The organism is Xanthocytophaga agilis, from assembly GCF_030068605.1.
Lineage (GTDB): Bacteria > Bacteroidota > Bacteroidia > Cytophagales > 172606-1 > Xanthocytophaga > Xanthocytophaga agilis.
The window spans coordinates 924,146-949,373 of the sequence record NZ_JASJOU010000001.1 but is presented as its reverse complement, the minus strand read 5'-3'; the positions used below and the strand labels follow the sequence as shown (position 1 = coordinate 949,373).

The following is a 25,228-nucleotide window of genomic DNA, read 5'->3' as shown; positions in this document are numbered from 1 at the left end:
GATTGAGCAGATTTCATAATTCTGCATATATAAAAGTGCACTAACAGAGTTTGTGCATTGGCAATACTGTTAGTGCAGGAAAACTTTTATTTTATAGATTGTATATCTTTAATTTATTGTACAATGTTTTCCGATCAATATCCAGGATTTTAGCAGCCTTACTTTTGTTAAAGTTTACCTGTTTCAATACATTGAGAATCATTTCATATTCTGCTCCATGTGCAACATCCTTCAAACTATTTTTTCGGGATAATGCATTTACAGAATTAACTTCAGGATGTATATCTATTTCAGGTATTGGTAAACTAGCGGGGCTATCATCAATAAATTGCAGCTTTGAATAATTGGAAATCTCAAAAGGCAAAGTTATAGCTTCAATATAATCCCCATCTGTGAGAAGCGTAGCCCGTTTGATTACATTTTTCAACTCCCTCAAATTACCTGGCCAAGGATATTTCATAAAATAAGCAATCACATCATCACTAAAACCTTTGACATTTTTACCTAATTCAGCATTGGTATTTAACAGAAAATGATTCGCAAATGTCATTACATCTTCCTTTCGATCCCGCAAGGGAGGAACATCAATACTAAATTCATTAAAGCGGTAGAACAAATCTTCTCTGAATTTTCCTTGGCGAAAAGCATCCATCAATTTTTCGTTACTAGCTACTACGATGCGAACATCTAATGGTATCTCTTTAGTACTACCAATACGCTTTACCCGTCGTTCCTGTACAACACGTAATAGGGATACTTGTACGTCATAGGATAGATTCGCTACCTCATCCAAAAATAATGTCCCTCCATTTGCCTGTTCAAAGTGTCCTATTTTAGTAGTTAAGGCACCGGTAAATGACCCTTTTTCATGACCAAATAATTCGCTATTAGCCAGATCTCGGGGAATAGCACCACAATCCATAGCTACAAAGGGCTGATCACGTCTTTTACTTCGCTTGTGTATCTCACGTGCGATAGCTTCTTTTCCTGAACCACTTTCACCATAAATAATAACACTATAATTAGTCGGAGCTACCAGATCTATTTGTCTGTAAAGCTCCTTGGAGGCAGGATCATTCCCAAAAATATATTCACTATTAAAGCGAAAAGTTTTGCCCTTTTTGGTACTTTCAGCAAGACTATCTCCATTGACTTCCGTTTTACCAACTTCTACAACAGGAGCAACAGTTTGCTGAGTTGTTTTGTCTTGCGAGTCTTCCAGTGCTTTTCGCACAGTCAGCAGAATTTCATCCGGAAAAAGAGGTTTGGTCACATAGTCAAATGCGCCTAAACGCATGACATCAACTGCTATCTTGATATCAGAATATCCTGTAATAACAATAACAGGAACATGTGGATATTTTTCTTTAATCTTTGTTAAGATTTCCCCACCAGTCATGTCACCCAGTTTAAAATCTGTTAACACCAGATCCGGTTTAAATTCTTGCAAAATTTGAAGACTATCTTTTCCATTGTTTGCTACCTGCACATCGAACTGGTGTTTCGTCAGAAAACGTTTTAATAACAAACAAATGTCTAAATCATCATCAATTACCAGAATTTTGCTCATACAAGAATAGGTTAAAAAGGTTGATTGGTTATTATGTGTACTTTATATACTTATTGTGCTGTATAGACAACAGACTATCTGAAATACAGCAAGTAACAAATGGCTAATTTATATTCTCAATTTGTGTTTACCTACATCAGTCCATTTTCTTAATTTCGCAGAAGGAATATTCAGCTGATCACGGTATTTCACTACTGTCCGGCGGGCGATAGAATAGCCACGGGAAACCAATAGGTCAACAATCTCTTTATCAGAAAGAGTATGATTCTTATCTTCGTTTTCAATTATGTCTGCGATCATTTCCTTAACTTCCATAGTGGAGACCTCTTCACCATCTTCACGGATTGTTTTTTCTGTAAATAATTGTTTAAGAGGAATTATTCCAAATGGAGTTTGTACATATCTTGTACTGGTAACCCTTGAAATAGTTGAGATATCCATACCTATCATGTCTGCAATGTCTTTTAGAATCATAGGTTTCAGGTCAACAATTTCGCCAGATACAAAGTAATCATATTGCAGTTGCAAAATGGCGTTCATTGTACTCAGCATTGTATTTTCACGTTGCTGAATGGCATCAATGAACCATCTGGCTGAATCAACTTTATTTTTAACAAATTGGTAGGTGCTTTTATCTGTTTTGGCTTTTCCTTGAGCAATATCCAGCATTGCTCTGCTTAATCGAAGTTCTGGGGCATTTTTACTATTAAGAATCACCCGTATTGAACCGTTTTCGTACTGCAGGATAAAATCAGGCACAATATATTCATTTACTGAAGCAGTCGCAGCATCACTATAGATAGGCTTGGGCTGCAAAGAGGAAATAAGTTTAAGAACTTCTTGCATCCGTTCATAATCTAACCCTAGTAAGCGTACAATTCTGTCGTAATTACCAGTTTCGATTTCATGCATATAGTCCTCTACGATTGTGCAGGCCAGAAGTACATTTTCGTCCGTTTCACGTCTGGATAATTGGAGAAGAAGACATTCCTGTAAGTCACGTGCACCTATTCCCGGAGGGTCTAGATGTTGAATGAGTTTGCGTATAGACTCTATTTCTTCTTCATTAATAAAAACATTTAACGAAAATGAGATGTCATCGGCAAGATCTTCAGAAGAATAACGCAAATACCCATCATCATCAATAGAATCAAGAATAAACTCTGCAATCTGTTGTTGTCTTTCTGTTAAAGGTAGAAAATGTATCTGATCTTTTAGTTCTTCTCTGAAGGATTTTGCTTGAGGTATAGGGCGAGAATATTCTTCCTGGTCTGTATAGTTATTAACCTGAGTTTTATAATTAGGTAAATCATCCTCTACCAAACTATCCCAGTCATACAATTCTTCAGTTACAGGTGTATCTTCATACATGTCATCAGTTTCAAATTCATCTGTTACCACATCACTTTCTGTTTCTTCTGCTACAGTGGCACCTTCCTCCAAAGCTGGATTCTCTTCCAGTTCTTTTTGGATCTGCTGAACAAGTTCATCAGTTGACAGATGCAAAAGATTTAGCATTTGTATGTGTGTAGGAGCAATGCGAAGTCCTTGTTTCTGAACTTGAGTTTGCTTAAGCATAGTAATAAAAAATTAGGTCAGTAAGAGAATGTTACCTTATATTACCAACTCTTGGGCCAGAATATCATATAGTGTGTACAAATCCAGTAAAAACCTTGATAAATACCTGAAAATGTGATACTTATATAGAAAATAAAAAATTATGGTAGTCAATCAGCTAGTAGAAAAACAAGATAGGCTGTAGAAAAAATTCCACAAGATCTATATTTTAACCAGATTCTGACAATATTTTCATAAAAATTCCACACAATTTCAGGAGTTTAGTGAAAGTGTAGTACTAATAATCAGTTGTTTTGTTTTCAGTGTGATTCTAGAATATATAGGATTATAAAATTAAACTTGAATGTATCGGAATCAGAATGGGAAAGGGAATAATTACAGGGATATAGAACCATTTTGTGGAGGCTTTAGTTATTTGATAAATTATTATGTAGATTTTGAGCAGATTCCTCTACAAAATTTAGTTTCTATGAATCCTTATATCCTTGTTGCTGATGATGATGCCGATGATAGATTTTTATTGCAGAATGCTTTTCAGGAAGAAAAAATACCTAATCCTGTTATCTACTTTCGGGATGGCGTAGAGTTAGTGGAGCACCTCTATAAGCAACAAAATGACGAATCCCTCACTCCAGGATTGATTATCTTAGATTTGAATATGCCACGAAAAGATGGAAGGCAAGCTTTAAAAGAGATAAAAAGCAATCCGGACTGGCGTTTTATTCCGGTGTTGGTTTTTACTACGTCTGAGGCAGAAAAGGATATAGAAGAATCCTATCAGTTAGGGGCAAATAGTTACATAGTAAAGCCCAGCGACTATACAAAACTAACAGATCTTATCAGATCTATTCGTGATTTTTGGCTGGGCTCTGTAACATTACCAAGAAGGTCCATGATTAATCAATCATTATAAGCAATTGACTTGTTTAGCTTTCGTTCAGTTTCGGCATGATCAATCTGATCAACAATCTGATTTGACCATGTATAGTAGTTCTGATCTATATATTTACTTAAATAACGATTTGCTATAAATGGAACAACAGCTTTGATCAGCCAGGAAGTACGACGTGGCAACAAAGCATTTACCAGGACGAAAGATCCTATACACGCGCCATACTTTAATAATTCAGGGGTAAAACTGCTTCCAAGTACATCTTTAGCAAGATTGGAGGGTTTTACTTCATCTTTTAAAGTTTTTATAGTCTGTTTAATCTGGCCTTTGTGCATTTCTGCTTCTGCGACCAATCGTTCTTTCTCACTAAGAAAGTCCTGATCTGTTTCAATGTTTCCTATCATGATTCCACAAGTTTAATAGTTGCTTTACAAATGTAGTTTTGATGGTCTTTTTAGACACTATGTATAAGATAATTCCCAAAAGAATGTAAATTCCGGAAACGATAAAAAAACCAGCCGGCATATTCTGAAGCTTATCTCCAATCCACCATGCTAATCCTATTCCCACAAAAAGTGCAATACACAAGGATACGATACCTACGATAAATAAGAGTACAATATCAGTGATAAGATGGGCGATCTTGTCAGAAGTATTCAGGAGCACAAGTTCGAAACGTGTTTGTACATACGCTTCTATGTGCTCCATTGAATCTTCGAGTTTGTCTTTGACACTCATTGAAATTTCTTCCTAAACGTTTGAAGAGGATTTTGCGTGATTTGCATAGTTGGCACCTTCTTCAACGGCAGATTTCACTTTTGTACTAGCTCTATCTACTGTAGAGTTTATTGTATCTTTGCTTTTAGCTACAGCTTTTACTACTTCGTCTGTCCAATCACTCAATGATTCGCTGATTTTTTTACGAAGGCCACTTCCTTTATCTGGTGCGAATAACATTCCGATGATGGCTCCTGAAGCTGCTGCTGCTACAATTCCCAAGAAAATTTTACCGTTATTTGACATAATCTTATTTGTTTTTTAGGTTATAAATAACTGCAGAAGTAAAAAAAAGATGCCACTTTGCACTTTAAAGCCTTAGTAACTTGTTCGATTTAAAATTATTTATAGACAAAAACATTTCTACAAACATTTTTACAGTAGATTTTGTGAGGGTTTTATAAGTTTATGTGTAATAGTCAATACACCATAATTGGTAGCGATAGGCCTATAAGTGAAAATGTAGAAACGTTTCTACATTTGGGTCATACTCAGTACCGCGAAATTAAAAATTACCCAAAAGCTTATTTCCACTGCCACTCTCGGAATCAAATCTTTATTCACTTTTTTTATTCATTTTCACACAATTCGATTCTAACAGTTTTATTTTTTCTAACTTTAAGCTCTTACATTCTATTGATCCTACAACTGGCATGATTTTTACATAAACATTAAGGAATGAAATTATGCACGAATGGAAAAGAAAGTTTTAATTATAGAGGACGAAAAGGAAATCTGTCTATTACTACAGAAGCTTTTGGTTAGTGATTCTAATGCAGTAGAATGCGCCTTCTCCCTCAATGAAGGGATTGAAAAGGTATCTTCTTTAAAACCTGATGTAGTTTTGCTTGACAATAATCTCCCGGACGGCCAGGGAGTAGACTATATAAATAAATTTAAAAATGGCGCAAATAGAAAAGTTATTATGATAAGCGCTATGCATAATCTACGTGAAAAAGCAATTGAAGCTGGTGTGGACTGGTTTATTGAAAAACCAATTAACATTATGACGATTCGGAATTTACTTAAATAAGAGATAATCTCAGAACTTGTAACAAAGCTCTGATTCTTTATATAAAAAGGAAGCAGAATATATATTCTGCTTCCTTTTTATATCTTTATGATTTACTTTTTCTTTTCTGCTCTTTCTTCCTCACGTTGTCTTTGCAGATCGCTCTGACCAGCATCTTGTAAATCGTGAAGCATCTCTTTGCTTAATGGTTGATTAGGCCCATCATCTAAGCCAAAACCTTGCTGTGTAGAATTCTGAACGGGTCTGTCATCCCCTTTTTTAAACTCTACTCCATCTTTTTTATCTGTTAATACAGATTTTTTATTCTCAGGATTTTCCTGTGCTTCTTTATTGGTTTCCATAAACGTAGTTTTAGATTGATAAAATGAATTGGAGATAAAACCTTCAATTCTTACTATATCCTACAATAAAACAACATGCCAATACAGAAAAGGGCATTGTTTTTTCGATTTAAGTTACAGACGATCCAAAGTGGACATAGTATTACCCATTATCAGCAAATTCGGGGTAAAGGGTCATTCCTCCATCAACAAAAATGGTAGTACCGTTAACATAATCTGCTTCATCAGAAGCTAGCCAGACAGCTACTTTTCCTACATCTTCAGGTAAACCAATTCGTCCATAAGGAATCAACTCCAGCAGTTTTTCTTTGGATTCATTGTCAGTCCATACTTCTTTATTTATTGAAGTCTGAATAGCACCTGGTCCAATACTATTTACTCGTATCTTATGTGGGGCAAGTTCTTGGGAGATAGACTTCATAAATAACATCATCCCACCTTTTGAAGCGGCATAATTGCAATGTCCACCCCAGGGAATAACCTCATGAACAGAACTCATAAATATCAGTTTACCAGCAGCCTTTGAAATGGATGTATCTATCCCCTGACGACGAAATTCCTGTGCAGCCCTGCGGGCACATAAGAAAGCACCCGTAAGATTTACATTTATTACCTGATTCCATTGGTCTAGTGTCATATCCACCAATGGGCTATCCTTTTGAATTCCTGAGTTACTAACCACAATATCAATCCGCCCAAAAGTTTTCAATGCCTGATCAAACATCTCATTGACGTCATTTTCCTTACTGACATCGGCTTTGATAGCTATAGATTTTACACCCATTGCCCGTATATCTTCAGCAACTTGCTCCCCTTCCTCTGCATGTCCATGATAATTTACCAGTACATCAGCACCTGCCTTTCCCAAAGCTAATGCTATAGCCTTACCAATACCAGAACTACTACCTGTTACAATAGCAGCCTGTCCTTTTAATGTTATGGATGTCATTGAGTAAATATGTATAGTGAATTTGCCAAAAGATACCCTCTAAACGAAAGGTAGGATTTGGACTAGTAAATAGATGTTACAGATATTTTATTGAAATTGAATTCTCCGCTGAAAAAAGAAGCGTCTGAATTGAGTAAATTTACGAAAGAAAAGATTCAACTTGCTTACTTTCATCTCTTTCATTTCTTCTATTGTATAACGAATAATTTCCTGTTGGCTCAGCAGCACATCCCTAACAAGCTCTGGAAATTCTGTTTCTGAACTCAATACCTCTGTATATAACTGGAAAGAAAGATTCTCTCCTGCCAGATATTGATCCAAAACAGTATTTTTACTTTCTCCAAATAAGATATCCGGTAAAGCCTCCCATGTACGCTGATAATGAGTTGGTAAATCTGTATCTTCAGTCTCAGCTATCATCAACGGATTGATCATCAAAGAAATATCTTCGATAAATTTTTTTCCAATTCTTGCATTATCTTTAAAAAGGCGCTTCAGCTTTATATCAACAGTACCTTCTGAAGCTTTTTTATAGGCTTCTGTCCGATACATCTGAGCCAGCAATAAACGATTGAGAGATGTGTGGTATTTGCGTAAATTGTCCATGGGGAAGTTTTACCAATAAAGTATTGAGAAATAGGAAGATAAATGTAAAATGATTATTTGCTCACTGACACTGCAGGTAAAATGGTAGCTTAAAATAATGTTCCGGTATGAATAAAAAGCTTAATCATTGGATTCATGCTCCCTCCTGTTGTTATTTCACCTCAAAGTTGTTTCGATTCTTCCACATCAAGCTACTTTGTAGACAGCATACAGCACAACACGATGATCTTTCTGCCTCATTATAAGGCAATCAGGCACAGTTCTTTTGATACAGACTTTTAGACTGTATTAATTAGCCAGCTAGTTTCTTTTATCATCACTTCAATTACTTTTATGAAAAAGACCGGAAAAGATATTCCTAAGACTTCTCAAAAGAAAGCCGTTGCACACTCAGAAGAAGTAAATATGAATGGAAAGAAAGGATATAATGAAACCAATGAAGATGCTCCTGTAAATCCAGATCAAACACAAAAGAAAAAAGCCAAAGAATTAAAAAACCAATTACCCTCGGAGTGAAACATAAATAATGACAAAGTTATCTGCATCCAGAATCGCTAAGAAAATACTAAAAGCAGGAATATGGACAATTTCAGGAGTGTTGGTCATACTTCTGCTTTTAGTATTGGTTTTACAAATACCATCTGTTCAAACTTATCTGACCTCGCAGATTACAGAATATTTGCAGAAAAAAATTAAGTCACGCGTGGAAGTAGGTGGCGTTAATGTAGCTTTTCCAAAAAAGATTGTCCTGGAAGATATATATGTGGAAGACCAGAAAAAGGATACTTTGTTATTCAGTCACAGACTGGCAGTAAATATTGATATGCTTGGACTAACCCGTCACAGCATTGCTATAAATGGTGTAGAACTTGAAAAATTTACAGGACATGTTAATCGTACTTTACCTGATAGTAGTTTTAATTTTGATTTTATTATCAATGCTTTTTCTGACTCGGTTACAGTGGCGAAAGAAGATACAACAGGTAAACCATGGCAATTCTCAATTGATGATGTAAATCTAAAGAATATATATGCAACCTATAAAGATGATATAAGTAAGCAAAATCTTGTACTTAACTTGGGCAACCTTGATTTATCGTTCAAAGAGTTGGATCTGAATAAATCAATTTATGCTGTAGACAAACTTTCTATTCAACATACATCTTTACTGTTCGAATCCGGCAGTTCTAAAAAGCCTGCTGAAACAAAGGCCACTCAACCCGTTGATACAACTAATTCATCTTCCTTCCCAGCTCTTAGCTTTAAAACACTTTCGTTAGAAGATCTTCATATTAAATATTATGATCAGTCTGGTGGTCTAAACCTAAAAGCTGACATCGGTACATCGGAAATTGAGGCGGATGCCATTGATCTTCCAACACAGAAAGTGGATTTAAACACCTTTTCATTAAAAAATTCTGTTGTCCGCTATCAGCAAGAGGCCCAAGAGCGCAAATTAGTGAAGGCTGAAACAAAAACTACTGGTAACAATGCCTCCCCGAAAGATACAGCAAGTGGCTGGAAGGTTACACTAGCGGATCTGTCTCTGGCAGATAACCATATCATTTATGATGACTTTAATTCTCCTCAACAAATCAGAGGATTTGATTTTGCTCATATGTTACTGTCGTATATTCAGATAGATGCAGAAGATATAGCATACGACAACAATACCATAGCTGCTACTATCAATACACTCAAGTTTCAGGAAAAGAGTGGGTTTAAACTGCATAATCTAAAAACAAAAGTCCTTCTTACTGATACCCAGGCAGAAGCAGAAAATCTATTTGTTCAAACAGATAATAGTGTACTAAAAGGGGATATCCGATCAACATTTCAGTCGCTTTCTACCTTAAGTCAAACATACCCTGATATGGGTCTCGATATTCAAATTCCTGAAAGCAAACTAAGTGTTAAGGATTTACTTTATTTTCAGCCGGACTTACTTAAAAGTATTCCTGTACGTATTACTGAAAAAACAACCCTGCATGTTAAAACAATAGTAAAAGGACAGGTTAAAAACTTAGCGATCAAAGAATTTCAGGCAAGTACATTTTCCACCACCCGACTGAATCTCAGTGGTCATATACGAAATCTTCCGGATATTGACCGGACCACGTTTCAACTAGCGATTCTTCCATTTGAAACCTCAGCTCTGGATATTCGTACGCTGCTTCCTCCTGCGATGCTTCCTTCAAGCATCCGAATACCCCAGCATATTCAGTTAACATCAACGATCAGTGGAGCGGTACATAATATTTCAACGAAAACACAGATTCAAACTACACTAGGAGACATCATTGCCAACGCTCATCTTACTACAAATAAAAGCTTCTCAAACGGAACGTATCAGGCGCGAGTCAAAGCTCGCAAGATAGCTCTGGGCAAACTTATCAAACAAGATAAAGACATTGGTAATCTCACAGCTTCAGCAACCATAGATGGATCAGGGTTTTCATTAAAAGATATGAAAACTCAAATAATTACACGGATTCAGTCAGTTGAATATAAGAAATATACCTATCAAAATATAGCGATCGATGGTCTGGCATATCCATCACAGTTTGCAGCGAACATTTCATTGGCAGATACCAACCTTAATTTCAGTCTCATAGGAAGTGCTGACTTTCGAAAGGAGATCCCAAATTATGTCGCTGTCATAGATATGAAAACAGCTAACTGGCAAAAGCTAAATTTTACTAACCGGGATTTAAGTACCCGAGCCAGAATTACAGCCGATCTCAACTTTAAATCAGCAGATTATATCAATGGTAATGTAGATATACGCCAGGTTGCAGTAGCCAGCAAAGGTAAAATCTATACCATTGACTCTCTCTTATATGTTTCTGTCCAGTCAAAAGCTAAAACAGATATAAAATTCAACTCAGATGTTTTATCAGGGTATTTCAGAGGAAATATAAACTGGAGTGGTTTATATGGGGCACTTGAAAAACACCTTACTCGTTATTATGCCCTCCCTAACACACCTGCCTATAGTGAATCTGAACCTCAAAATTTTGAATTTGCTCTCAATCTCCGAAATACAGCAGCGCTTACTGAAATATTACTTCCTGATGTCGATTCGCTCCGACCTGGTGAAATCCGCGGGGAATTTGATAGCCGTAAAGGACAACTTGACCTCAAAGCACAGGTATATAGTGTAAAGTATGGAGAGATTAAAATAGACACGGCACTCTTTCTAGTAGAGTCTACTCCCAAACAACTGAAAGCTATTTTTACTGTTGAGCAAATTAAACAATCGAGCATTCTGATCAGAAATATATCATTATTAACAAAGGCAGCAGAAAATAACCTACTGACTCAACTCATCATTCGAGATTCTGTCAATAAACAGAAGTATCTTTTAGGTGGCAACTTTCATAGCCTGCCGAATAATTCATACTCGTTTCACTTCTTTCCTGATAGTGTAAAACTCAACTATCATCCATGGCAGGTAGCGGAGTCCAATGATATTATAATCAGTAAATCAGGGGTGCTATTTAAAGACCTGATCTTTACAGAAAATGGTCAAAAGTTTTCTATTGCCAATGTTAATAACCAAGTATCAAGTTTGCAGGCTGCTTTCACCAACTTTCGTCTGGAAACTCTTGGAGAAATTGTACGTTCGGATACAAGTTTTGTAAGTGGTGTACTAAATGGACAGGCGAGTGTGGTAAATCAGGCGCAAACCAGTGAAATAACGGCCGATTTAGATATTGATAACTTTTCCTATACGGGACAGCGAGTTGGAGATATACACTTACTTGCTCAACAAAAAGAAAGAGGAAGATTTGATGTTGATTTAAATCTAACTGGCAATGGTAATAAAATGGATGTAAAAGGATTTTATTTATCCAATGCAACAGAAAACAATATTGATTTTACTGCCACTATTACAGAGTTAAACCTTAAATCATTTTATCCATTTGCTCAGAGTCAGCTGAAAGAGCTTTCTGGAAATGCAACAGGTCAGTTTAAGATTCAAGGTAGTACAGCCAAGCCTGCTATACAGGGTGAGCTTGTCTTTCAGAATACTTCCTTTAACCTTAAAATGCTAGACAGTCCATTTAAACTTACTAATCAGGCAATTAAACTGGATGAAGAAGGCATACACTTTCAAAAGTTTACCATTCAGGATCAGGTTAACCATAACATTTCTATCAATGGTGATATCCTAACTCAAGATTACTCCTATTACAAACTACAGTTGCGTATTAATGCTGATAAATTTCAGGTATTAAATACAAAACCTGAAGATAATAATATGTACTATGGTAAACTTATAACCAGTACAACTATAAATATCAGAGGAGATTCGTATAAGCCTATTGTGAATGCCAATATCAAAGTAGAAGGTGGAAGCAATTTAACATATATAGTTCCTCAGTCAGATGACGTAGTAGCTGGACGTGAAGGAATTGTTCGGTTTGTAGATATAGGGACAGAACAAGATCCTTTTATACAAAGCATGAAGTCGAAGGCGGTAAAAGATACAACTAAAAGCGAATTGAGGGGATACGAACTTACTACCAACATCGAGATAGATACTTCCAGTACCTTAAATGTTATTATAGACCCAATAGCGGGTGATAAACTTTCAGTCAAAGGAGAAACTACTCTCAGCTATACCATGGACCCTAGTGGTAATATGGATCTGACAGGGCGTTATCAAGTACTTAGCGGAACATACTCCTTATCCTTTTATGGTCTGGTAAAACGTGAGTTTGCCCTCAACAAGAATAGTAGCATTACCTGGACAGGAGATCCATTGAACGCTGCTCTGGATATTCAGGCAACGTACACTGTGGAGGCACCTGCAGCTGATCTAATAAAGAACCAGGTATCAGATCAGCGGTTAAGTCAGGCCAAACAGCGAATGCCGTTCTATGTCATTCTAAATCTGAAAGGCGTTTTACTAAAACCTGAAATCAGTTTTAAACTGGACATGCCTCAAGATAAGCAAAATGCTATCGGCGGTATTGTATACTCAACCCTTCAGGAGATAAATACCCGTGAATCTGATTTAAATAAACAAGTATTTGCCCTCTTTATTTTACAACGATTTATTTCTGACAATCCGTTTGAAAGTTCCTCAACCGGAATTGAAGAGAATGTGCGAAGTAGCGTCAGCAAAATCCTTACTGACCAACTTAATCAATTAGCAAACAGGATTCAGGGCGTAGAACTGGAACTTGATGTTAATTCATACCAGGATTATACTACCGGGTCTGGACAAGGACGTACCCAATTGGAATTAGGTGTATCTAAAAACCTATTAAATGATCGCATAATAGTGAAAGTAACAGGCAATGTTAACCTGGAAGGCAGTCCAGCATCCAGCCAGCAAGATCTATCAAACTTTTTAGGAGATCTGCAACTTGAATATAAACTGACAGAAGATGGCAGACTGCGATTATTAGGTTTTCGTAAACGTGATTTTGACATCGTCAGTGGCCAGATATATAAAACTGGAGCCGGAGTTATTTTTGTAAGAGATTACAATTCGTTCAAAGAGTTGTTTTCCAAAGCTTTAGCAGAATAAACGAATGAAACCCAAACCTCATACAACGTATCATCAAAAGGATTCTATTTACTTAAGTCTATGTAAATTCTTATGTAGTCGTTCCTGTTTGCTAGTATGGATAGTAACCATAACAGCCTGTACAGGTACACGTTTTATTCCAGAAGGCAAATATTTATATACAGGCGCTGATCTGAAGTTTAAACACAATGGAGGTATACCCAATAGAGGTCAACTTGAAACAGAGATGGAAGCAGTGATGAAGCCTGCTCCCAATAAAAGCTTTTTGGGTATGAGACCAACTCTGTGGTTTTATTATATTGCGGGTACTCCCAAGAAAAAAAAAGGCCTTCGTAATTTTATAAAGACAAAACTAGGACGCCCCCCTGTTTTCTTAAGTGATGTTTCACCAGAACGAACTTCTCTTAATCTTAAAACTATCCTTCAAAACAATGGATATTTTGAAGCCAATGTAGAATTTGCTGTTACAAAAAAAACGAAAACAGCGGAGGTTGCTTATACTGCTTACATTGTAACCCCACCCTATCGAATTCGAGATATACATTATGAAAAATTAGACTCTATATATGGCAATTTATCAACAGGTCTCCCTAAAGAGAGTCTTCTCAAAACCAATGACATCTACAAGTTGGCTACATTGGAAAAAGAAATTAAACGGGTGTCTGAAACAGTACGTGATAGTGGCTTTTATTATTTCAGCAGTAATTACCTGATTTTTAATGCTGACAGCAGTGTAGGCAAAAGACAGGTTGATTTATATTTGGGATTTGAAAATATACCAGATCAAGCAAAAAAAGTATATCGCCTTGATACCATTACAATCGTTAACCAGTACCAGCTCACCCGTGATTCCACTACACGTGGGAAGTATGCAACAGATACTATTGAGGGATATAAATATCGCTATCGTCGCAATGATTTCCGTCCGGAAATTATTCTTAATTCTGTCAATTTGCACAAAGATAGTTTATATCGGCGTATAGATCATGAACTCACCTTAAGTCGCCTCACAGACTTAGGTGTTTTTAAATTTGTCAATATTCGGTTTACCCCTAAAGGAGACAGTCTGCTTCGGGTGCGTATATTACTTACCCCACTATTAAAAAAATCACTCCGGTTTGAAGCTCAGATAAACTCAAAATCTAATAGCTTTGTTGGGCCAGCACTAACGGCCTCGTTTATCAATCGAAACTTTTTAAAAGGAGCAGAACTTTTCCAGTTTCAGATCAATGGAGCTTATGAGGTACAAGCCAATGCCAAACAACAAAGTCCTGTCAATGCATACGAGCTAGGTAGTGAGGCCAGCCTCACTATACCAAGGTTTATTTCGCCATTTCATATCCCCTACTCTTCACACAGATATATGCCCCAAACAACTATGAAGGTAGGGTTTAAACTGCAAAACAGGGTAGATTATTTCCTACTTAACTCGGTAAATATTGCGTATGGCTATTCATGGAGAGAGACAGCAAAAAAAAATCACACACTTTACCCTGCAGATATCACCTTTTTCCAATTAGGCAACATATCTGAATTATTTGAGAGCCGCCTGCAAAATGATCCGTACTTACAACGTAGTTTACGTAACCAGTTTATATTAGGGTCACGTTATACATTTACTTATAATTCCCAAACAGGTGAACAAGATGAGCGCAAAAAAGATAACATCTATTTCGCCGGAAGTCTTGACTTCTCAGGTAACCTTGCTTACCTGACTCAGCGCCTGGCTAAATCACAGGAAAATGCCTCCGATAATGCTTATGAGATTGCAGGTCGCCCCTATTCTCAATACTCCAGAGCAGATGTTGATCTGCGTTATTATCACGATATAGATTCCAAGAATCAGTATGCAGTCCGTTTCATTGCAGGAGCAGGCTTTGCATATGGTAATGCGACAACAATGCCTTATGTAAAGCAATTCAGCTCGGGTGGCTCCAATAGTATTCGGGCATTCAGAGCACGGTCTGTTGGTCCTGGATCTTTTGATATTCGCACCTTACAAAACACCAATACCAACTATTTCATAGATCAGACAGGTGATATAAAACTGGAAACAAACATCGAATATCGCTTTGGTATTATTGGGTATCTGAAAGGTGCCATCTTTGCTGATGCAGGAAATATATGGCTGGTTAGAAGTGATACCGCACGTCCAGGTGGAGAATTTGCTTGGAATCGGTTTTATAAAGAAATAGCTATAGGTACTGGTTTGGGATTACGGCTTGATGCTAGCTTCTTTGTCCTCCGCCTAGATGCAGCATTCCCATTACGAATACCTTATTTGCCGGAAAACAACCGCTGGGTGATCCAAAATGTAAATATCTTCAATTCTAGATGGCGTAGTAACAACCTGATTTTTAATATAGCTATTGGATATCCATTCTAATTATATCTTTTATCCAAAAGCAAAACGCCTGGCACAATGTCAGGCGTTTGTATTTACATGCTATCAGAATCAGTGAAAAAGACAGAGTATGCAATCACCTTCGTACAATACTTAGGACGGGATTGTTCAACTCGATGCGTACACGCCTACCGGTCCTACATTGATTTTCTTAAATCAAACTGCAATTTGGACCGGTAGGCAGTGTACGCTTAGTCAAGAACAAGCTCGTGATGCGTGGATAAACTTTAAACACGATTGACGATACATCAATCAGATTGCAAGGTTTTTGGATTGCACTATCCACTGTCTCTGGCTCAAATATGTAACTATGTTTCTAATATTACAATACTTTCAGCGAAAATTATGGCATAAAACAAAAGTTACAGAAATTGTATACGGTAAAGTTACTAGATGATTTATTTAAGACAAACCTAGTTTGAATTTCACCCGACTAATGATTACCAATGATAAATTATTAATTTGAACAGCTTTATATGGGTCAAACAGCAAACAACCCTAGGTTTTAAGAACCGAGGGTTGTTTATTAAAATTCAGTACTTATTCAATACTTAAAAATGGAAGCCTACATATAGTTGTATAGCACTGTTTTTATAGTTTTTAGTAAGTTCACCTGCTAGCCCTGAAGCCCCTACCTCACGCAGACCTAAGTCATACCGCAATCCGATCTGAGCCGCTTCAAAATCCAGTCCGATGCCACCTGATAACCCATAATCCAACGAATTGAAATTGTCCCGGTTCAAATCTGTTACACCATTAATACTACCATCATTATCGACATCTTTTACTTTAGCATCTGTAAGATAAGCCACATAAGGTCCTGCGTGAATATTAAATATTCCTAAATCTACACCTAACAAAACAGGTAACTGAGCATATCCTAATCCAAACTGATATTTACCGCTTCCCTGAATAAAATTACTGTAGGTTGATTGAGCACCTTTACGGGTATATAATAACTCAGGCTGAATAAATAATACATCTTCGATAATGGGAGCCTTCACATATAAACCCGCTTGAAATCCTGGTTTTAGATTATTGTCACTAACATCATCTCCGGAATAAAAATTAGATAAGTTTACTCCACCTTTGATACCAAATTTAGCTTGTGCATAGCTTGCTGATGTTGCAAAAAATAGAAGTAACATAGCAATTACTCCTACATAGTGTACCTTTTTCATAGTTAATACAATTGAGATAAAAAATTAATTAAATTGAATTTATTTTATACCTATAGTCTCAAATATTATTCCCGGCACATACAGATAGTAAAAAATACAAGGCACAGTATGATTGCAGAAAATCCTCCACTTTTTGCCCGCTGATCTCTACACATACTGAATACATCAAATAGCTGAGCTTTAAAAATAAAAAGGCGAATGAAAGTCTGCTCTCATTCGCCTTAGTATATTGAGTAAAGTAGTTCACTTAATGATCAGTTTAGTAGTAAGTATTTTCTATTCTACTTATTCGTGTCTTGTTACATTACTCTTCACATCTTTGTAATTGTATATACAAATCAACAACCCTGATACACAATACATAAGTGCAATAGAATTCACAAAAATGGAGTCCATAACTCATCTGTTTAGGTAATACATCTGGTAGTAAAATCTACCATCTTCTATACTATCTATAGCAAAAAGACATTCCATTCCAGAAATCCATCTTTTTTGTTTTGCTCGTCCCGAAATCTCCACATTTTTGACATAAATGGTCTACATTTTAGTATACAAGGTTGCTCCAATAAGACAAAAAGGCATATTTTTTGTAAAACTATATGCAGTACTAAAAATTATAACTATGAAAAGACAAACCCTTAATCTAAAATCGATTGTGACAATTGCACTAGGTGCATCTCTATTATTTAGTTGTAATACAATTCGTAACAATAAAAGAACTGCTATAGGGACAGGTGCAGGAGTAGCTGTAGGTGGTGCTGTAGGTGGCATACTTGGAAACAAAGCAGGAAACACTGCAGGTGGGGTAATAATTGGTGCTGCAATTGGTGGTGTTGCAGGTGGCGCCATAGGACGTTATATGGATAAACAAGCGGCAGAATTAAACAAAGAAGTTGACAATGCCAAAATAGAACGGGTTGGAGAAGGTATAAAAATCACCTTCAATTCAGGTATTCTGTTCGCATTCAACTCAGACGAGCTAAGCGACGAATCTAAAAAGAATATTCAGAAAATGGCTGATGTATTAAAGAAATACAAAGACACCAATATTCTGATAGATGGCTATACGGATAATGTTGGTTCAGATGATTATAACCTGAAACTATCTGAAAAAAGAGCTAAAGCAGTAAGTAAGTACCTGAAATCACTAAATGTTGACACTGATCGTTTGGGAACCAGAGGCTTTGGAGAAACTGAACCCGTTGCTTCCAATGATACCGATAATGGACGTCAGCAAAACCGACGTGTAGAAGTAGCAGTGTTTGCCAATGATGACCTTAAAAAAGATGCTAAAGACGGCAGTTTAAGTCTGAAATAATAAATTGATATTATCCTCATTAGAAAGGGAGCCTATCTATAGGTTCCCTTTCTATTTTTTACACAACTAATCTCACATATAAGAATTGAGCTGTGTATTCTTGTTATGTAAACGCTATGTTTACCTTTTTTCTTCCCCACTGAGATCAACCATTAAGTATGTTGAGTTTGGTATTACTGTAAGGAATTGTTTAAAATAAAAGCATATAGACCTATAATTAACAACCTATAGAGCGACAAGTTATCTCATAAATATGTGGTAGCGATCACAATTAATTAACTTTTAACGCAGATATTTACTTTCTAACAAGCAATCTGTTATCATTCGTTTGTTGTTTATCATTATAACACACAAAAAGCTGTATTTTAACTATATCACATTGGTTATTAATTCAATAAATCAGAAACTTATAGCAAGGCAACTCTCTACTAAACAGAGTTATACTTTCATTACATCAGCAAAGGAATAACAAATGTCAGGTATGATTGAAGGCTTATCCGATATGACTAAATTTAGTATCATAACTAAAAATGATGTTCTATGCAATCAATGTACAAATCAAAAAACATAGAGAGTAGCTTTGAGCCGTTTTCAAAAATTATGCACTGTAAATGGATTGGTTATCAGAACAACAATGTCCAGTTCAGATAGTAGTAAATCATTCGGCTCTTACGAGGACACAAAAACCTGGCTCCAGAGTCAGGCATAAGCGGTGAGATAGCTTTATGGTTTTGTATTATGCTATTCCAATACATGGGTCGGTGGACTCTATTCTAAAGAGCACAAGTAATATGTAAGTCTATACATGAAAAGGGCCTGCTCATAATGAGCAGGCCCTTTTCATGTACTAGATCTCCCCTATCAGAATTCGGCAATTTCTTTTCGAATCTCATCTTTAGTTTTACCAAGCTTCTGTTGCAGACGACCCAGCAATTCATCATCTTTTCCTTCAGCAAATATTAGATCATCATCCGTTAACTGACCATATTTTTGCTTTAATTTTCCTTTTACTTCGTTCCAGTTACCTTTCATTGATAGCTTATTCATAACGATATAATTTTAAGTTGATAAGTAGAATACAGTGTTAAAATCACTGATTATACTACATATATATCCAGAATCATGCCTCAGAATAAGGAGGTTTTTCTTGCAATATGCACTGTTTTTATCGGGATCTAATACCCAAAAGACTATCCTTCTGTTGCCTTTTTTGCACACCCAAAAACATCAATAACTAACTGGTAAAAGGCATAAGTTTTTAACTGCAGATATCAGCCCCACTTACCTAAATAGCAAAGCAGTTAATAGTAATCCATTCTTTGTCCAACACTATCGTCTCTCCTGTTAGAATTAAGTACTTTCTATATATATAACCAATTTACTTTTATATTATGCCAACTGATCAATATCCCAATCATTTTCCTAAACAGGAACAAAGTTTCCAGCCTGGGTTGGAAACTGAGATGCAGCCACAGCCTGAAGTTATTCGTAATGATTACAAAGGAAGTGGTAAGCTGTCCAACAAAGTAGCTTTGATAACAGGTGGCGACAGTGGCATTGGTCGCGCAGTAGCTGTACATTATGCCCGTGAAGGAGCTCATGTAGCCATTGTTTATCTAACAGAAAACGAAGATGCCCATATCACCCAGCAAATGATAGAAGAGGAAGGTCAGCAATGCCTGTTGATTCAAGGTGATATCAGAGATGAGATCTTTTGTCGTAATGCAGTTCAACAGACTGTAGAACGATTCGGAAAATTACACATTCTAGTTAACAATGCAGCCGAACAACATCCACAGGAAGATATACAGACAATTACGAAAGAGCAATTGAGTGCAACCTTTGAAACGAATATATTTTCTATGTTCTATTTCACCAAAGCAGCTCTGAACGTTATGTCTGAAAATGCCACCATTATCAATACGGCTTCAGTAACAGCATTTAAAGGCAATCCTACTTTGTTGGATTACTCCTCTACAAAAGGAGCAATTATATCGTTTACAAGAGCTCTCTCTCAGAATCTGGCCTCTAAAGGAATTAGGGTTAATGCAGTAGCACCAGGTCCAATATGGACACCTCTCATTCCTGCTACCTTTGATAAAGAGAAAGTAAGCAAATTTGGTCAGGATACTCCATTAGGCAGAGCAGGTCAACCATCCGAAGTAGCACCAGCTTATGTGTTCCTTGCTTCTAAGGATAGCAGTTATATTAGTGGCCAGACAATACATGTAAATGGCGGAACTGTTGTAAATAGCTAATAGTGTATTATCCTTGGATATAAAAAAGCTGATCTTAAAGAAGATCAGCTTTTTTGTGCTAAAAAGTGGTTTGTTATAGTAAAGGGTTTAATCTTTAAATGAATAGCTCGCAAGTAAAGCAAAACACAGAAAAAATACAATTTCGCTTGTGAGCCTTTATATGTTTTTTAGAACTGAAGTTAAAATCCTGTTCTCCTACAAAGTACTACCCAATTTGTTCATCTGCACGTTTCTCTTTCTCTTCTCGCACTATACAAAATAAGGCACTATTTGTAGCCAGTAGTAAAAACATATGTAAATACCCTTCCAGGGTAGTATGAAATACAAACATCCCTGCTATCCAGATCAAAAGTAAAATCGCTGATAATATAAGTAATCGCCTGCGTACCATTGTCTTATCTGTTATATGACTATTTTTTATACGAAAATCAAACAGAAAAGGTTAATGTATCTTCTAACCTCTTTCTGAGATTTCTTACATAATTGAAAAATACATACCTCAGAATAAAAAGCCTTTCAGCCATTGATTTGGCAGGTAATTGTAGAATTGACTACTCAAATTACTATATAACAAACCACATATTTTGAAAAGGGAAGGCAAAAAAAATAGTTGGTAAATGTTACCAACTATTTTCAGCGAAACCACCGTCTATTTTTAATCTAACCCACTCTAATCTTTATTATTTTTGAGGTTCTTAAAAAGAACTCTTATCTGTCTTACTAATTGTTAGTTCACCACCTAATAAATGGTAAACAGCTGTTATATTGATTGAATCACTCCTCCTCCTTCCAGCCTCCTACTTTGTTCTGTATGCCTAGTAATTTAAAAACCTCATGCCACCAGTTTTCAGGCTAAAAACAGCCTTTACATTCACTATTTTGTGGAATTGTGTGGAATTTAATACCCAATCGAATTATTTATTGGGTATATCAATAAAAAAGCCTGCTTGCGGGCATACCACAAGCAGGCTTTAAGCAGTCAATTTACTTTATAAATACAAGATTATGCACCTAATACTTTTGCAACTGTATCTCCAATCAAAGCAGGAGATTGAACAACATGCAAGCCACATTCACTCATAATACGCATTTTTGCTTCAGCAGTATCATCTGCTCCACCAATAATGGCACCAGCATGACCCATACGACGACCTTTAGGGGCAGTTTGTCCGGCAATAAATCCGATTACAGGTTTGCGATTTCCATTTTCGCGAATCCAGCGAGCAGCTTCAGGCTCATAGCTACCACCAATCTCACCTATCATAACAATAGCATCTGTATCAGGATCATTCATTAGTAATTCAACTGCTTGTTTGGTTGAAGTACCAATGATAGGATCACCGCCAATACCAATGGCAGTAGAAATACCATAACCAGCCTTCACAATCTGATCTGCAGCCTCATATGTTAATGTACCTGATTTTGAAACGATGCCAACCTTTCCTGATTTGAAAACGAATCCAGGCATAATTCCTACCTTAGCTTCTCCTGGAGTGATAACGCCCGGACAGTTAGGTCCAATCAATGTAATTCCTTTCTTTTTCACGAATTCTTTTACAGGAATCATATCTTTAACAGGAATACCTTCAGTAATAGTGATAATTACTTTTATTCCTGCTTCAGCAGCTTCCATAATAGCATCTGCTGCAAATGCAGGAGGCACAAAAATAATTGAAACATCAGCACCTGTAGAAGTTACTGCATCTCTTACTGTATTGAATACCGGACGCTCCAGATGAGTCGAGCCACCTTTACCTGGCGTTACTCCTCCTACTACGTTAGTACCATATTCTATCATTTGCTGGGCATGAAAACTACCCTCAGAACCAGTAAAGCCTTGTACAATAATTTTGGAGTTTTTATTGACTAATACACTCATGACATTCGGCTGAGTTAAGGTTGAATAATGAAGACGGGGCAAAAATAGGAGGAAATCAGAGAAGTAAAAATATTTCCTCAGAGAAAAGCACTACAAAATCATAGCTATGATACATATAAAGACACTGTCCCTTTCAAGTAAAAGCGATATAGATAACTACCTCTTCAAAAATCAGTGAGATTTTCCCAAAGAACTTACATCTCTCAGTTAAAGATCCTCTTCTACCTACTACACAACAGATAATCAACCAATTAACCCACAAAGCCCATTCAAAAAGAGACAAGAAACTTCAGTATATCAACCAAATACAGTAATTAATATAAAAAATTCATCGAAAATCGGAGCAATAATTTTGAAAACCCCATTATTTAAACTTTTTTCATATACAAGAATCACAAATCCTTATTTTTTTATGAAACACAGACTACTAAACCGCTTTGCATTTTTTTGTTTGGCGTTGCTTGGGCTATTAACCCCATCCGTATTATCAGCTCAAATTGTAGGTAATCCTACATTGCAAACGCCTGTAAAAACCAACATTAAACCAGTAAAAACAAAAGTTACATCTGATCTGTTGGAGCTTGAGCAATCCTACTCTTCTTCAGCACGTAAAAGTAGTGCACGCACTTCCATACCTTCCAACGAGCAGCTTTTACAGGTTGTAGATAACAAGGTAGTGGTTGATATTACAGTTAAAGGAGATGCAGCAGCCTTAAAGTCAATTCTTGAATCCAAAGGAATGATTATAAAAGGCATGTTTGGCAGAGTAATTTCAGGATTGCTTCCAATAAGTGCTATCTCTGAAATGCAACAAATTTCTTCCGTAAAATTTGTAATGCCTGCCTATAAACCCTGGAAAAACGTTGGCCTTGCTACCAGCCAGGCAGATTCAGCAATGCGCAGTACACTTGCTAAGAAAAACTATGGAGTTGACGGTTTGGGAGTAAAAATTGGTGTCCTATCTGACAGCTATAATAATCTAAATGGAGCTGCACAAGGTGTCCTGACAGGTGACCTTCCAGGCCCAGGAAATCCTTACAATCATACCAAACCTGTTCAGGTATTGTCTGATATTACATCCGGAGGCTCAGACGAAGGACGGGCTATGATAGAATTAATCCACGATGTAGCTCCAGGATCTGAACTAGCATTCCACACAGCTTTCAATGGTCAGGCAGATTTTGCTCAAGGGATTATTCGTCTGGCAAACAGTGGCTGCAAAGTAATCACAGATGACGTTATTTATTTTGCCGAGCCTTTTTTTCAGGATGGTATCATTGCTCAGGCGATTGATATAGTTGCTGCTCAGGGTGTTAGCTATTTCTCTTCTGCCGGTAATCAGGGACGTGCATCATATGAAAGCGATTTCCGTAACACAGGTGAATCTCCAATGGGAAGTGATTTGGGTGAAGCTCATAACTTTGGTGCGTATACAAATCCTGCCAGGTATTATCAACCTATCTTTATTCCTAAAGGAGGTACTTATCGTTGTTCTTTTCAATGGGATGACTCTTTTTATTCAGCTTCAGGAGTAGGTGCGGAGTCAGATATGGATATTTATCTGTTAAATGCACAAGGTACTATTATAGCAGGTGCTGCAAGTGATAATATTGCCAGTGGAAATCCTGTTGAGGTATTCAGTTACTTTAACAACCCTTTAAATACTACTACGACAGAAACATTTTACCTATATATCGTAAAATATGCGGGTCCAGATCCCAACAGACTGAAATATGTCAATTTTGGTGATGGTGCTTTTTATTTAACTACTCCTGAAATTCCAGGTATCTTAAGTTCTACTCTGGTAGGACATGCCAATGCATCTGGTGCAGTAGCAGTAGGAGCATCCGCCTATTATAATACCCCTGCATTTGGTGTTAATCCACCTTATATCAATAGCTTTTCTTCACTAGGTGGTACACCGACTTTTTTTGATACTGACGGAAACAGAATAGGCTATGTAGTGCGTAACAAGCCAGAAATTACAGCAGTTGATGGTACAAATACTACTTTTTTTAAAGAGGATAGCCCTCAGGATAGTGACACGCTGCCTAATTTCTTTGGAACTTCAGCAGCTGCACCTCATGCAGCTGCAGTAGCGGCATTGATGATCGAAGCAAGCCGAAGCCCACAGGGACTTACACCTGAACATATCAAAGGTACACTATCTTATACTGCAGTAGATATGGATGATCCGAATTCTACAGGATTTGATGAGGGATTTGACTATCGTACAGGATCTGGGCTGGTAAATGCCGAAGCAGCTATAGCTACTGTAGCTGTTACACCTGATTACATCAGTTCTCTTGGCTTTGCAGCAGTTTGCTCTGCATCACCAGACTCATTACGTCGCTGGCGTATTAATAATCCTAATCCATTTAATGTTCGTGTAGATTGGTCAGTATACCAGACAAACCAAAAAGGCAGTGTTATAGCTCCTCCGGGATATAGCTACTTTACAACAATCACTGTAGCAGGATCAAATACTACTACAATCTCATGGAAAGATGGTGCTGGAGTAAGTAAATTCAATAGTAAAGCATCTACCAGTGCAGCCTGTGGTGCCGCTCGTGAAAGTTCAGAACTTCTGGCAAACAAAGCGGATGCATTTGAAATTCTTACAGCCTATCCAAACCCGTCTGATGGCAAATTCAATTTACTGTTTTTGGGAAGTGACCAGGCAAAAGTAAGTGTAAAAATGTATGATGTGAAGGGACAACAAGTATATACACATCAATATACCCCTGAAATAAATAATAGTCTATTACCTGTAGATACTAGTCGTCTGCCAAATGGTTTATATCTGATGCAGGTAGCTCAGGGAGATAAGAGACAAACATTGAAAATTGTCAAACAATAAGTAAACGCTTATTCTGTATATGATCCCCCCTTCTGAATTA

The 25,228-nt window shown here is 36.8% G+C and carries 19 protein-coding genes; 8 read left to right on the top strand and 11 right to left on the bottom strand.

All coding sequences use genetic code 11. The annotated features are described in order from the left end of the window. Window positions 1-91: 91 nt before the first annotated feature. Together QNI22_RS03910 and rpoN are read right to left on the bottom strand one after the other, a co-directional pair. Window positions 92-1,570: a sigma-54-dependent transcriptional regulator gene (locus QNI22_RS03910; RefSeq protein ID WP_314509327.1), complete on the bottom strand. Its 1,479-nt coding sequence runs from the start codon at window positions 1,568-1,570 to the stop codon at window positions 92-94. Window positions 1,571-1,678: 108 nt separating this feature from the next. After that, a complete protein-coding gene (rpoN, locus tag QNI22_RS03905; RefSeq protein ID WP_314509326.1) occupies window positions 1,679-3,148 on the bottom strand; it encodes an RNA polymerase factor sigma-54 in 1,470 nt (489 codons plus the stop codon). Window positions 3,149-3,617: 469 nt separating this feature from the next. On the opposite strand from rpoN, the gene QNI22_RS03900 reads away from it, so the two are divergent. Beyond that, entirely contained in the window at window positions 3,618-4,061 is a 444-nt protein-coding gene (locus QNI22_RS03900; protein ID WP_314509325.1) for a response regulator, read from the top strand. Here QNI22_RS03900 and QNI22_RS03895 read toward each other — a convergent pair. From QNI22_RS03895 to QNI22_RS03885, 3 genes are read right to left on the bottom strand one after another with little or no spacing between them, the layout of a single operon-like run. Continuing rightward, window positions 4,049-4,444 (bottom strand): hypothetical protein, encoded by a 396-nt coding sequence (locus QNI22_RS03895; protein ID WP_313980670.1) that lies wholly within the window; start codon window positions 4,442-4,444, stop codon window positions 4,049-4,051. The genes QNI22_RS03900 and QNI22_RS03895 overlap by 13 nt on opposite strands. Next, window positions 4,428-4,778, bottom strand: coding sequence for a phage holin family protein (locus tag QNI22_RS03890; RefSeq protein WP_314509323.1), 351 nt, complete (start codon window positions 4,776-4,778; stop codon window positions 4,428-4,430). Before QNI22_RS03890 ends, QNI22_RS03895 begins: the two co-directional genes overlap by 17 nt. 12 nt (window positions 4,779-4,790) lie before the next feature. Further along, complete coding sequence (locus QNI22_RS03885) at window positions 4,791-5,063, bottom strand: YtxH domain-containing protein (RefSeq protein WP_314509322.1); 273 nt, start codon at window positions 5,061-5,063, stop codon at window positions 4,791-4,793. Between the two features lie 448 nt (window positions 5,064-5,511). Between QNI22_RS03885 and QNI22_RS03880 the strand changes: the two genes are divergently transcribed. Continuing rightward, window positions 5,512-5,850, top strand: a complete 339-nt coding sequence (locus tag QNI22_RS03880) for a response regulator (protein ID WP_314509321.1) — start codon at window positions 5,512-5,514, stop codon at window positions 5,848-5,850. 92 nt (window positions 5,851-5,942) lie between these two features. Here the strand turns inward: QNI22_RS03880 and QNI22_RS03875 are convergent, their stop codons facing one another. The 3 genes from QNI22_RS03875 to QNI22_RS03865 all read right to left on the bottom strand — a co-directional run bounded on the left by QNI22_RS03875 (window position 5,943) and on the right by QNI22_RS03865 (window position 7,746). Continuing rightward, on the bottom strand, window positions 5,943-6,191 hold the full coding sequence (locus QNI22_RS03875; RefSeq protein WP_314509320.1) for a hypothetical protein: 249 nt from the start codon (window positions 6,189-6,191) through the stop codon (window positions 5,943-5,945). 142 nt (window positions 6,192-6,333) lie between these two features. Further along, window positions 6,334-7,140, bottom strand: coding sequence for an SDR family oxidoreductase (locus QNI22_RS03870; protein WP_314509319.1), 807 nt, complete (start codon window positions 7,138-7,140; stop codon window positions 6,334-6,336). Between the two features lie 87 nt (window positions 7,141-7,227). Next, entirely contained in the window at window positions 7,228-7,746 is a 519-nt protein-coding gene (locus QNI22_RS03865) for a hypothetical protein (protein ID WP_314509318.1), read from the bottom strand. A 333-nt stretch (window positions 7,747-8,079) separates the two neighbouring features. On the opposite strand from QNI22_RS03865, the gene QNI22_RS03860 reads away from it, so the two are divergent. From QNI22_RS03860 to tamL, 3 genes are read left to right on the top strand one after another with little or no spacing between them, the layout of a single operon-like run. Then, window positions 8,080-8,262 carry a hypothetical protein gene (locus tag QNI22_RS03860; protein WP_313980655.1) on the top strand — a complete coding sequence of 61 codons (183 nt, stop codon included), beginning with the start codon at window positions 8,080-8,082 and terminating at the stop codon, window positions 8,260-8,262. A 10-nt stretch (window positions 8,263-8,272) separates the two neighbouring features. After that, complete coding sequence (locus QNI22_RS03855; protein ID WP_314509317.1) at window positions 8,273-13,288, top strand: translocation/assembly module TamB domain-containing protein; 5,016 nt, start codon at window positions 8,273-8,275, stop codon at window positions 13,286-13,288. A gap of 4 nt (window positions 13,289-13,292) precedes the next feature. After that, window positions 13,293-15,674 (top strand): translocation and assembly module lipoprotein TamL, encoded by a 2,382-nt coding sequence (gene tamL, locus QNI22_RS03850; RefSeq protein ID WP_314509316.1) that lies wholly within the window; start codon window positions 13,293-13,295, stop codon window positions 15,672-15,674. A gap of 569 nt (window positions 15,675-16,243) precedes the next feature. On the opposite strand, the gene QNI22_RS03845 is transcribed toward tamL, so the two are convergent. Continuing rightward, on the bottom strand, window positions 16,244-16,873 hold the full coding sequence (locus tag QNI22_RS03845; RefSeq protein ID WP_314509315.1) for a porin family protein: 630 nt from the start codon (window positions 16,871-16,873) through the stop codon (window positions 16,244-16,246). Between the two features lie 622 nt (window positions 16,874-17,495). Here QNI22_RS03845 and QNI22_RS03840 point away from each other — a divergent pair. Beyond that, the gene (locus tag QNI22_RS03840) at window positions 17,496-18,191 is read left to right on the top strand and encodes a YiaD family glycine zipper/OmpA-like lipoprotein (protein WP_314509314.1); all 696 of its coding nucleotides are present in this window, start codon (window positions 17,496-17,498) and stop codon (window positions 18,189-18,191) included. Between the two features lie 861 nt (window positions 18,192-19,052). Here QNI22_RS03840 and QNI22_RS03835 read toward each other — a convergent pair. Next, window positions 19,053-19,238, bottom strand: a complete 186-nt coding sequence (locus QNI22_RS03835) for a CsbD family protein (protein WP_314509313.1) — start codon at window positions 19,236-19,238, stop codon at window positions 19,053-19,055. Between the two features lie 344 nt (window positions 19,239-19,582). Between QNI22_RS03835 and QNI22_RS03830 the strand changes: the two genes are divergently transcribed. After that, a complete protein-coding gene (locus QNI22_RS03830; protein WP_314509312.1) occupies window positions 19,583-20,449 on the top strand; it encodes an SDR family oxidoreductase in 867 nt (288 codons plus the stop codon). 1,003 nt (window positions 20,450-21,452) lie between these two features. On the opposite strand, the gene sucD is transcribed toward QNI22_RS03830, so the two are convergent. Continuing rightward, on the bottom strand, window positions 21,453-22,328 hold the full coding sequence (gene sucD, locus QNI22_RS03825; RefSeq protein ID WP_313992978.1) for a succinate--CoA ligase subunit alpha: 876 nt from the start codon (window positions 22,326-22,328) through the stop codon (window positions 21,453-21,455). A 412-nt stretch (window positions 22,329-22,740) separates the two neighbouring features. Here sucD and QNI22_RS03820 point away from each other — a divergent pair, with 412 nt between their 5' ends. After that, on the top strand, window positions 22,741-25,188 hold the full coding sequence (locus QNI22_RS03820; RefSeq protein WP_314509311.1) for a T9SS type A sorting domain-containing protein: 2,448 nt from the start codon (window positions 22,741-22,743) through the stop codon (window positions 25,186-25,188). Window positions 25,189-25,228: the final 40 nt, after the last annotated feature.

What these genes read in the sequence shown, in the direction of transcription:
- QNI22_RS03880 (WP_314509321.1), top strand. Translation starts at nt 5,512, where the DNA reads ATGGAAAAGAAAGTTTTAATTATAGAGGACGAAAAGGAAATCTGTCTA.
- QNI22_RS03840 (WP_314509314.1), top strand. Translation starts at nt 17,496, where the DNA reads ATGAAAAGACAAACCCTTAATCTAAAATCGATTGTGACAATTGCACTA.
- QNI22_RS03885 (WP_314509322.1), bottom strand. Translation starts at nt 5,063, where the DNA reads ATGTCAAATAACGGTAAAATTTTCTTGGGAATTGTAGCAGCAGCAGCT.
- sucD (WP_313992978.1), bottom strand. Translation starts at nt 22,328, where the DNA reads ATGAGTGTATTAGTCAATAAAAACTCCAAAATTATTGTACAAGGCTTT.
- QNI22_RS03910 (WP_314509327.1), bottom strand. Translation starts at nt 1,570, where the DNA reads ATGAGCAAAATTCTGGTAATTGATGATGATTTAGACATTTGTTTGTTA.
- tamL (WP_314509316.1), top strand. Translation starts at nt 13,293, where the DNA reads ATGAAACCCAAACCTCATACAACGTATCATCAAAAGGATTCTATTTAC.
- QNI22_RS03860 (WP_313980655.1), top strand. Translation starts at nt 8,080, where the DNA reads ATGAAAAAGACCGGAAAAGATATTCCTAAGACTTCTCAAAAGAAAGCC.
- QNI22_RS03875 (WP_314509320.1), bottom strand. Translation starts at nt 6,191, where the DNA reads ATGGAAACCAATAAAGAAGCACAGGAAAATCCTGAGAATAAAAAATCT.
- QNI22_RS03845 (WP_314509315.1), bottom strand. Translation starts at nt 16,873, where the DNA reads ATGAAAAAGGTACACTATGTAGGAGTAATTGCTATGTTACTTCTATTT.
- QNI22_RS03900 (WP_314509325.1), top strand. Translation starts at nt 3,618, where the DNA reads ATGAATCCTTATATCCTTGTTGCTGATGATGATGCCGATGATAGATTT.
- QNI22_RS03895 (WP_313980670.1), bottom strand. Translation starts at nt 4,444, where the DNA reads ATGATAGGAAACATTGAAACAGATCAGGACTTTCTTAGTGAGAAAGAA.
- QNI22_RS03835 (WP_314509313.1), bottom strand. Translation starts at nt 19,238, where the DNA reads ATGAATAAGCTATCAATGAAAGGTAACTGGAACGAAGTAAAAGGAAAA.
- QNI22_RS03865 (WP_314509318.1), bottom strand. Translation starts at nt 7,746, where the DNA reads ATGGACAATTTACGCAAATACCACACATCTCTCAATCGTTTATTGCTG.
- QNI22_RS03830 (WP_314509312.1), top strand. Translation starts at nt 19,583, where the DNA reads ATGCCAACTGATCAATATCCCAATCATTTTCCTAAACAGGAACAAAGT.
- QNI22_RS03890 (WP_314509323.1), bottom strand. Translation starts at nt 4,778, where the DNA reads ATGAGTGTCAAAGACAAACTCGAAGATTCAATGGAGCACATAGAAGCG.
- QNI22_RS03820 (WP_314509311.1), top strand. Translation starts at nt 22,741, where the DNA reads ATGAAACACAGACTACTAAACCGCTTTGCATTTTTTTGTTTGGCGTTG.
- QNI22_RS03870 (WP_314509319.1), bottom strand. Translation starts at nt 7,140, where the DNA reads ATGACATCCATAACATTAAAAGGACAGGCTGCTATTGTAACAGGTAGT.
- QNI22_RS03855 (WP_314509317.1), top strand. Translation starts at nt 8,273, where the DNA reads ATGACAAAGTTATCTGCATCCAGAATCGCTAAGAAAATACTAAAAGCA.
- rpoN (WP_314509326.1), bottom strand. Translation starts at nt 3,148, where the DNA reads ATGCTTAAGCAAACTCAAGTTCAGAAACAAGGACTTCGCATTGCTCCT.